At 72.1% G+C, this 8,224-nt stretch carries 6 protein-coding genes; 3 read left to right on the forward strand and 3 right to left on the reverse strand.

Annotated elements, in window-relative coordinates; genetic code table 11:
* The first annotated feature begins 17 nt into the window (after positions 1-17).
* On the forward strand, positions 18-1,703 hold the full coding sequence (locus tag ACFU5F_RS37185) for a thiamine pyrophosphate-binding protein (protein ID WP_383897388.1): 1,686 nt from the start codon (positions 18-20) through the stop codon (positions 1,701-1,703).
* 11 nt (positions 1,704-1,714) lie between these two features.
* On the opposite strand, the gene ACFU5F_RS37190 is transcribed toward ACFU5F_RS37185, so the two are convergent.
* A complete protein-coding gene (locus tag ACFU5F_RS37190) occupies positions 1,715-2,329 on the reverse strand; it encodes a TetR/AcrR family transcriptional regulator (protein WP_383897391.1) in 615 nt (204 codons plus the stop codon).
* Positions 2,330-2,434: 105 nt separating this feature from the next.
* Between ACFU5F_RS37190 and ACFU5F_RS37195 the strand changes: the two genes are divergently transcribed.
* Positions 2,435-3,343: an alpha/beta fold hydrolase gene (locus tag ACFU5F_RS37195; RefSeq protein ID WP_383897394.1), complete on the forward strand. Its 909-nt coding sequence runs from the start codon at positions 2,435-2,437 to the stop codon at positions 3,341-3,343.
* 190 nt (positions 3,344-3,533) lie between these two features.
* On the opposite strand, the gene ACFU5F_RS37200 is transcribed toward ACFU5F_RS37195, so the two are convergent.
* Both ACFU5F_RS37200 and ACFU5F_RS37205 read right to left on the reverse strand, forming a co-directional pair.
* A complete protein-coding gene (locus ACFU5F_RS37200) occupies positions 3,534-5,024 on the reverse strand; it encodes an FG-GAP-like repeat-containing protein (RefSeq protein WP_383897397.1) in 1,491 nt (496 codons plus the stop codon).
* Positions 5,025-5,244: 220 nt separating this feature from the next.
* Positions 5,245-6,048, reverse strand: a complete 804-nt coding sequence (locus tag ACFU5F_RS37205; protein WP_383897399.1) for an endonuclease I family protein — start codon at positions 6,046-6,048, stop codon at positions 5,245-5,247.
* Positions 6,049-6,888: 840 nt separating this feature from the next.
* Between ACFU5F_RS37205 and ACFU5F_RS37210 the strand changes: the two genes are divergently transcribed.
* On the forward strand, positions 6,889-8,178 hold the full coding sequence (locus ACFU5F_RS37210; RefSeq protein WP_383897402.1) for a phosphatase PAP2 family protein: 1,290 nt from the start codon (positions 6,889-6,891) through the stop codon (positions 8,176-8,178).
* The last annotated feature ends 46 nt before the right edge of the window (positions 8,179-8,224 follow it).

An 8,224-nucleotide genomic window follows, 5' to 3' on the forward strand; every position in this document is an offset into this window, starting at 1 on the left:
AACGAGAAGGCAGCGCAGTGACCCACGACCACGACCTCGTGCTCCGCCCGACCGCCGCCCAGACGGAGGCCGCGCTGAACCCTCCCCCCGGCCGCAACGGCGGAGACCTGGTCGTGGAGACCCTCGCCGGGCTCGGCGCGACGACGGTCTTCGGACTCCCCGGCCAGCACGCGCTGCCCGTGTTCGACGCGCTGCGCCGCTCCGGCCTGCGGTACATCGGCCTGCGTGTGGAGAACAACGCCGGGTTCGCGGCGGACGCGTACGGACGGATCACCGGCGAGGCGGCCCCGCTGCTGCTGTCGACGGGACCGGGCGCGCTGACGTCCCTGGCCGCGCTCCAGGAGGCGGCGGCGGCCTCGGCGCCCGTGCTGGCGATCAGCAGCCAGATCCCCAGGGCCGGCCTGGGCGGCGGCCGCCACGGCTACCTCCACGAACTCACCGACCAGGCCGCCTCGTTCAGGGGTGTGGTGAAGTCCGTCCACACGGTCCGTACGCAGTCCCAGATCCCCTCCGCGATCGCGGCCGCCTGGCAGTCCGCGCTGACCGCCCCGCACGGCCCGGTGTGGGTGGAGATCCCGCAGGACGTCCTCATGGCCCGGACCTCGGTCCCGGTGGTGACGGGCGGCGACGCCTTCCCCGAGGAACTGCCCCCACGCCCCGAACTGACCGCCCTGGCCGCCCACCTGCTGTCCACCGCCGCCCGCCCGGCGATCGTCGCGGGCGGCGGGGTCGTCCGGGCCGACGCCTCGGGCAAGCTGCGGCAGCTGGCGGAGCGGCTGTCGGCGCCGGTCGTGACGACGTACGGGGGGAAGGGCGCGTTCCCGTGGACGCATCCGCTGTCGCTGCGGTCCTGGATGGAGGACCGGCACACCACGGACTTCCTGGAGGACGCGGACGTGCTCCTGGTGGTCGGGTCGGGCCTCGGTGAACTCTCCTCCAACTACCACACGTTCCAGCCGCGCGGCCGGGTGATCCAGATCGAGGCGGACCTCGGGAAGCTGGAGTCCAACCACCCGGCGCTCGGCATCCACGCGGACGCGCGCCTGGCGCTGACGGCCCTGCTGGAGACGATCGAGGAGCCCCGCGAGGACCCGTCCGCGCCGGACCGCGTGCGAGACGTCCTCGACCGGGTCCAGGCCCGGATCGACGCTCAGGAACTCACCCTGGAACAGGACCTGCTGGCGTCCGTCCGCCGGGCCCTGCCGCCCCGGGCGCCCTCTTTCTGGGACATGACGATCCTGTCCTACTGGGCCTGGTCCGCGTTCGACCCCAAGGGCCCCAACACCATGCACTCCGCCCAGGGTTCGGGCGGCCTCGGCTACGCCTTCCCGGCCGCCCTCGGCGCGGCGGCGGCCGACCCGACGCACCCGGTGCTGGCCGTCTCGGGCGACGGCGGCGCGCTCTACTCGATCGCCGAACTGGCCACCGCCCGGCAGTACGACCTGGACGTCACCTGGCTGATCGTCGACGACGGCGGCTACGGCATCCTGCGCGAGTACATGACCGACGCGTTCGGCGAGACGACCGGCACGGAGCTGTCCCGCCCGGACTTCGTGGCCCTGGCGGAGTCCTTCGGCGTACCAGGCGTACGGACGACCCCCGAGACCCTCGCGACCGACCTGGCCAAGTCCCTTGCGGCGTCGGGTCCTTCGGTGGTCGTCCTGCCGGCGGTGCTGCGGATGTTCGCGCCGACGCACGTCTGACGCGGGCCGGATCAGGGGCGCAGGCGGGCGGTCAACGCCTCGAAGTAGCCGCGGTGGACGGCCGGGAGGTCGGTCTCGGCGGGGTCGAGGAGCCAGAGCAGGTGGGCGCCTTCGAGGAAGGCGGCCACCTCGGTCGCCAGGAGGGCCGGGTTCAGGTCCGGGCGGGCCGTGCCGTCGGCCGCGGCTCGGGTGAAGAGGGCCGTGAGGTGGGCGCGCAGGGCCCGGCCCCGGTCGCGGAACCAGGTGTGGAGAGGGGAGCCCGGTTCCAGGTTCTCGGCCGTCAGGGTGGTGTGCAGGGCGGTCAGTTCGCGTTCGGCCGCCGCCGTGTGTTCGGCGTCCCGCACGAACCAGTCGAAGGCCTCGTCGAGGGTGGGCTCCGAGGCCGGGGTGGCCGACAGGCGGGCGAGGGCGCGGCGGTCGGCCTCCTCCAGGACCGCCCGGACCAGGCCGTCCTTGCTGCCGAAGTGGTGGATGAGGGCGGAGGGGGTCACACCGGCCCGCTCCGCGATCGCGGCGACGCCGGTCCCGCGTACGCCCTGCTGGGAGAAGAGCGTGATCGCCGCGTCCACCATCGCGCGACGGCGTTCCACGCCCCGCTGCTGTACCTGTCCCTTGACTCCGGCCATGCGATCAGGGTGCCGGGTGCGGCGGCGACGCGTCCACCTCGGAAAACCTCGTGCGGGATCTTCGTTCGGCCATTATCTTGAACGACCATGCAGGAAAATAGAGTCATGAGCGAAGACCTGATCGGCCGCGAGCGGATCGTCCACGTGGACGGCATCGAGTTGTGGGCGGAGGAGTTCGGCGCGCTCGGGCATCCGGCCGTGCTGCTGGTGATGGGCGCGCAGGCGCAGGGGGTCCAGTGGAACGACGGGATCGTGCGGCGGCTCGTGGACGGAGGGCGGCGGGTGATCCGGTACGACCACCGCGACACCGGGCGGTCCTCCGTCGTCGACTTCGCCCTGCGGCCGTACACCGTCGCCGACATGGCCTCGGACGCGCTGGCCGTGCTGGACGCGTTCGGCGTGGAGAAGGCGCATCTCGTGGGGGCCTCCCTGGGCGGGATCATCGCCCAGCGGATCGCCGTCACGGATCCGGAGCGGGTGCTGACCCTGACGAGTCTGTCGTCCCAGCCGCTGGGCACGGACACGGCGGCCGCGGTGGGGCGGGTCTTGGCGGGGCAGCCCCCGGAGCCGGGTGAACTGCCCGCGCCCAGCGCAGAGTTGCTGGCCGTGCTCGCCACCACGCTGCCCGACCCGGAGGCGGGACCGGACCGGTACCTCGCCGCGCGGCTCCCGCTGTGGCGGGTGCTGCACGGCTCGGTGCTGCCGTTCGACGAGGAGGAGTACCGGCGCATGGAGCGGCGGGTGTACGAGCGGGCGCGCGATCTGGCCGCCGGGTTCCACCACACCCTCGCCGGGTCGGCCGGTGGGGACGACACGGCGGCCCTCGCCTCCGTCACCGCGCCGACGCTGGTGCTGCACGGTACGGAGGACCCGATGTTCCCGCCGGCCCACGGGGAGGCCACCGCCGCCGCGATACCCGGCGCCCGGCTGGTCATGGTCGAGGGGCTGGGGCACACCCTGCCCGTAACCCTGGACGGCCGCCTGGCCGAGGAGATCCTGCGGCACACGGCCTGACCGGCACCAACACCGGTACCGGCACCAACACCGGTACCGCCACGGGGATCAGCACCGGCACCGACACCGGGCGGGCATCAACACCGGCATCAGGTCCGGGCCCAGGCGCCGGTGCCCACCCGTCCGGCGTGACCGCGCGCGGCCGTCACGCCGGACCGGGTAACCGAGGAGCCGGGGAACCGGTCAGCGGTCAGCGCAGGAACGCGCCGAACATCGCGTCCGTCGCCGGGGCCGAGACGTCGCCGGGACCGAACGAGAGCGCCGCCGTGGTGGTCAGGCCCGTCGCGGTGCCGGGGAGGATCCAGACGGCCCCGTTGTCGCTGTTCTCGGCGGGGGCGCCGACGGCGAGGTCGGGGTGGCCGTTGCCGTTGAGGTCCACCAGGGCCGTGGTGGTGCCGAACTTGTCCTCCGCCTCGGCGGCGCCGGGCACCCCGGCGGTGTTCTGGTGGAAGACCGTCGTCCCGGTGCCGGTGATGCCGGCGGCGCTGCCGGGGACCAGGGCGACCGCGCCGGTGTTGGTGATGTCGCCGACGTCCTCGTACGCGATGCCGAGGGCGAGGTCGGCGTAACCGTCACCGGTGACGTCCGCGACCGAGACCGCCGAGCCGACGAGGTCGCCGTCCTCCTGCGCGCCGGGGAAGCCGGGCAGGTTCTGGTCGAAGGTCTGGACGGTGGACTCGGAGGTGCCGGTGGCGGAGCCGTAGGCCACGCGGACCTGGTCGGTCCAGCCGTCGGCGCCCACGACGATGTCGTCGTAACCGTCGCCGTTCACGTCGCCCAGGCCGGTGCCGGCCGGGGCGCGGCTCACGTCGTCCCCGGGCGCGAAGCCGCGCTTGAAGCCCGAGGCGCCGCCCAGGAGCAGACGGTTGCCGTAGGTGCCGTCACCCGTGTAGTGCCACTGGACCAGGTCGTCCCGGCCGTCGCCGTTGACGTCCCCGACCTGGCCGGAGACGACCGGGCCGGTGATGGAGGACGGGCCGTTCTCGCAGCCGTGGCCGGTCGCGCAGGAGGCGTCCTCCTCGTACCAGCCCCACCACAGGGACTTGTCGAGAAGGGGGAGGACGGCCTTGGGCTTGGCCGCGCGGGAGATCGGTCCCTTCCACAGGGCCGCCGGGGCGCCCTCGGGGTCGTCGCCGCTGATGTCCTGGACGGAGAAGAGGGCGAGGTCGGTCTTGCCGTCGCCGTCGAAGTCGCCCGCCTGCGGGGCCGCCCCGTACGTGGCGATGCTCGTACCGCCGGTCAGGCCGGAGGCCGACCCCCAGACGATCACCGAGCCCGCCGTGCCGCCCGAGATCACCAGGTCACCGTAACCGTCCCGGTCCAGGTCGCCCTTGGTGAACGTCGAGCCGAAACGCTGGTTCGCGGTGGCGGCACCCGGCACACCGCTCGTCGAGCGGCTGATCAGCTTCTTCTTCGCCGCCGACGCCCCGCTCTTCGAGCCGTACAGAACGGTCACGTACCCCGCCCTGGTCTTGCCGGACACCTTGGCGTTCGGGGCGCCGACGACCAGGTCGGCGTATCCGTCGCCGTTGAAGTCGTCCGCCACGCCCACCTTCGCGGGTGCCGCCGAGGCCGGGCCGAGCGACAGGGCCGTCAGGCCGCCGGCCAGCAGCGCCACCGCCGCCATGGAGGCGCTCAGCCGTGCCGCGCGGATGCTGTGTCGTGCTCGTGCTCGTGACATGCACGTGCCTTTCGGGTCGGTGTGGTCCGGCGTGGCGGAGGAGCCGCGTCCGTGTAGTCCGACTCGACGGGGCCTTCATCGGTTGTACGTGCGAATGTCATGGGTCGGTAACTGAGTGGTCCCTCTCAGGGCGGGCGGGCCGCGGCCGGGGAAACGGTGAACCCCCGGCCCGTACGTGGGGGTGGTACGGGGCCGGGGGTTCACCGCGCTCGGCGGGCGGTTACCAGATCGCCTCGACCCACTCCGGGTGGTCGATGAACGGGTTCCGGTTGCCCTGGTAGGTGTTGTGGATGACGTCGTTGCGGCGCTCTTCCCAGGCGTCCGGCGGGTCCTCGTCGTTCCAGGTCTTCAGGACGGAGAGGCGGCCGTGGAAGCGGGTGCCGCCGTTGGTGACGAGGTCGTTGGGCTCCAGGTTGGGCCAGCTGTCGTCGCCCTCGTAGCGGACGGCCATGTAGAGGATCATGCGGGCCACGTCGCCCTTGACCGCGTCGCGCGGCTCGAAGGAGTTCGAGTCGACGAGGCTGCCGCCGCTGTTGGTGAAGCTGCTGCCGCCGTTGTCGAAGTCGAGGTTGCCGCGCCGGGCGTTGACCTGGACGTCCTCGGCGCGCAGGTGGTGCAGGTCGGTGCCGGGGCCGGCGGAGGTGCCGAAGTCGCCGTGCGACTGGGCCCACACGTGCTCACGGTTCCAGTTGCCGGTGTTGCCGCCGTTGAGCGACTTGCTGCGCGAGATGCCCGAGTAGAGCAGCTTGACGTTGCTGCTGTTGTTCGGGTCCTGGTCGGTGACCTTCAGGGCCTCCCAGACGGCCGAGTACGACAGCTTCGTCTGGGGGCTGATGATCGTGTGCAGGGAGGACTTCAGGGCCGTGCCGGTCTTGCCGATCGCGTTCTTGTAGTACGTGCTGTCGTAGGCGGTCGTCGTCGCCGAGGCGGGGCTGGCGGTGGCCGCCGGGAGGACGATACCGACGAGCACGGCCGACGTCGCGAGCGCGACCGACTTCCAACTGCGTATCCGCGCAGCGGGCATGAGGGGTGTCCCTTCCCAGAGGGCCGCGCAGCACGAGGAGTTGCTTCGGGGAGTCTCGTTCTACGCGGGTTGACTGTGTGGGCAAACGAGAGATTGGCATGGACGGGTCAGTCCATGTGTTACGGGGAGAAGGCGATTCGGTGACGTTCTGGCCAACAGGGCAACCCTCGTGCCCCAGGCCCCTCTCGCGTGCCCCGACCCGAGGGGAGACCCCAATTGACGTGGGAAATCAGGCGTGCTGAGCGGGTGCGAGGCGGGCGGTCCGGCCGGTACGCCCCTCGGCCGGTCTCGGGGCCGGTCCGCCCGAGTGCGCAGCGCGCCCTATGCCTTCTCCCGGCTGTCCCCGATGCTGGTGGGGAACGCGAGGGCGGGCCGGGGGAGTGGGGGTGGATCAGTGGACGGGCTGTGGACCCGTACCGCGTCGCACGGTGGACGCCGTGCCCGCGTGCCCTGCCGCGAGCAACCTCAGGGGGCGGCCGGCGGTCTTCCCAGGGGTGATCCCGCTCGCGATCCGAGATCCCGCTCGTGGTCGCCGGGATCCCGCCCGCGATCCCGGAACCCGGGTGCGTGATCCTTGATCGTGCCCGTGATCCCGGATCCCGGATCCACGGTCCCGTGCCCGTGGTCCCGGATCGCGTGCGCGGTCCCGTCCGACGGGAACCGGTCCACCCGCCCCCCATCACCCACCGGAAAGTGATGCTGCACACCGAGAAGAGACCCGGTCCGGCGAACGAGACGACGGCCGGATAATTGATATCCAAGGACTCGCGGGTGGTCCCGCGAACAAGAAGCGCGCTGTCGTCCGTCGAGTGGCGCCGGCCGAGGGTGATTCTGTGGGCCGTGGCGAGTGTCGCGGCCGTCGGATTCATGCTCGCGCTGGAGATCGCCTCGCGTGGCTACGGACTGCCGGGTCCGATCACCAACCAGGCGCGAGAGGTGATGTTCGCCCCCAAATCGGGGCCGCTGCTGTACGCCAGCATGGCGTTGACGATGGTGGTGCTCACCTGGCGGCAACGGTTCATCGCGGCCGGCGTCGCGATCGGGATCGACGTCGTCTTCTTTCTGGTGCGGTGGGCCCTCGACGCGAAGATGATGTTCGGCAACGGCGCGCTGTGGGTGCTGCTGGGCTGCGCGGTCATCGCCGTCACCCGCCGCACCGGCCGTGAACGGGCGCTGCTGCTGAAGGGCGTCGGGCTGGGCCTGCTGCTGGTGACCGGCCGCAAGACCGGGGACGCCTGGTTGCTGATCACGTCCAAGACCCGCCCCACGGTGCTCGATCCGTACCTGGCGACCGCCGACCACGCGCTGGGCAACCCGTCGTGGCTGGTGGGCCGGATGGTCCGGGCCACCGGTCCGGTCGGCACCCATCTGCTCGACTGGGTCTACATCCAGCTCGCGGTGGCCGCGGTCGCCGTCGCGCTCTACCAGCTGCGCCATGTGGCCGCCGAGCGCCGCTTCCCGCGCCACCACCTGGTGCGTACGTTCCTGGTGATCGGCCTGCTCGGGCCGGGCATCTACATGATCTTCCCGGTCGTCGGACCGGTCTTCGCCTACGGCTCCGGCGCGTTCGGCACCGGCGGCGGGCAGTGGGCGCTCGCCCATCTGTGGCCCGACGTCGTGCCGCCGGTCGGGATCCCGCACTCGATGCCGTACGACGACCTCACCCCGCGCAACTGCATGCCCAGTCTGCACACGGCGTGGGCCACGGCGATCTTCATCCACTCCCGCGGCGGCCCGCGCTTCCTGCGTCACGCGGGCACCTTCTGGCTGATCGCCACGCTCACCGCGACGCTGGGATTCGGGTACCACTACGGCGTCGACCTCATCGCCGGTGTCGTCTTCACGCTCACCATCGAGGCGGGGCTGCGCACGGTCGACCGCGGCTGGGACCGGCCGGGGATGGCGCTGGTCGGCTACGGCGCGACCGTGTTCGTCGCGCTGCTGCTGGCCTACCGCTATCTGCCGCTGGAAATGGCCCGCCACCCGTGGGCGTTCGGACCGCTCCTCCTGCTGATGATGGCCTCGGTCGGCTACGGCTACGTCCGCAACGAAAGACGATGGACCGGGAAGACCGCGTCGGCACGCCGGCCGGAGCCCTCGGCGGAGCCGCGGCACGAACTGGTCGGGTGAAGGTTGGTCCCGTGAGACGGGCCGAGGTCCCGGACGGCCGGCGCGC

Source organism: Streptomyces sp. NPDC057438 (assembly GCF_042802995.1).
Classification (GTDB): domain Bacteria; phylum Actinomycetota; class Actinomycetes; order Streptomycetales; family Streptomycetaceae; genus Streptomyces.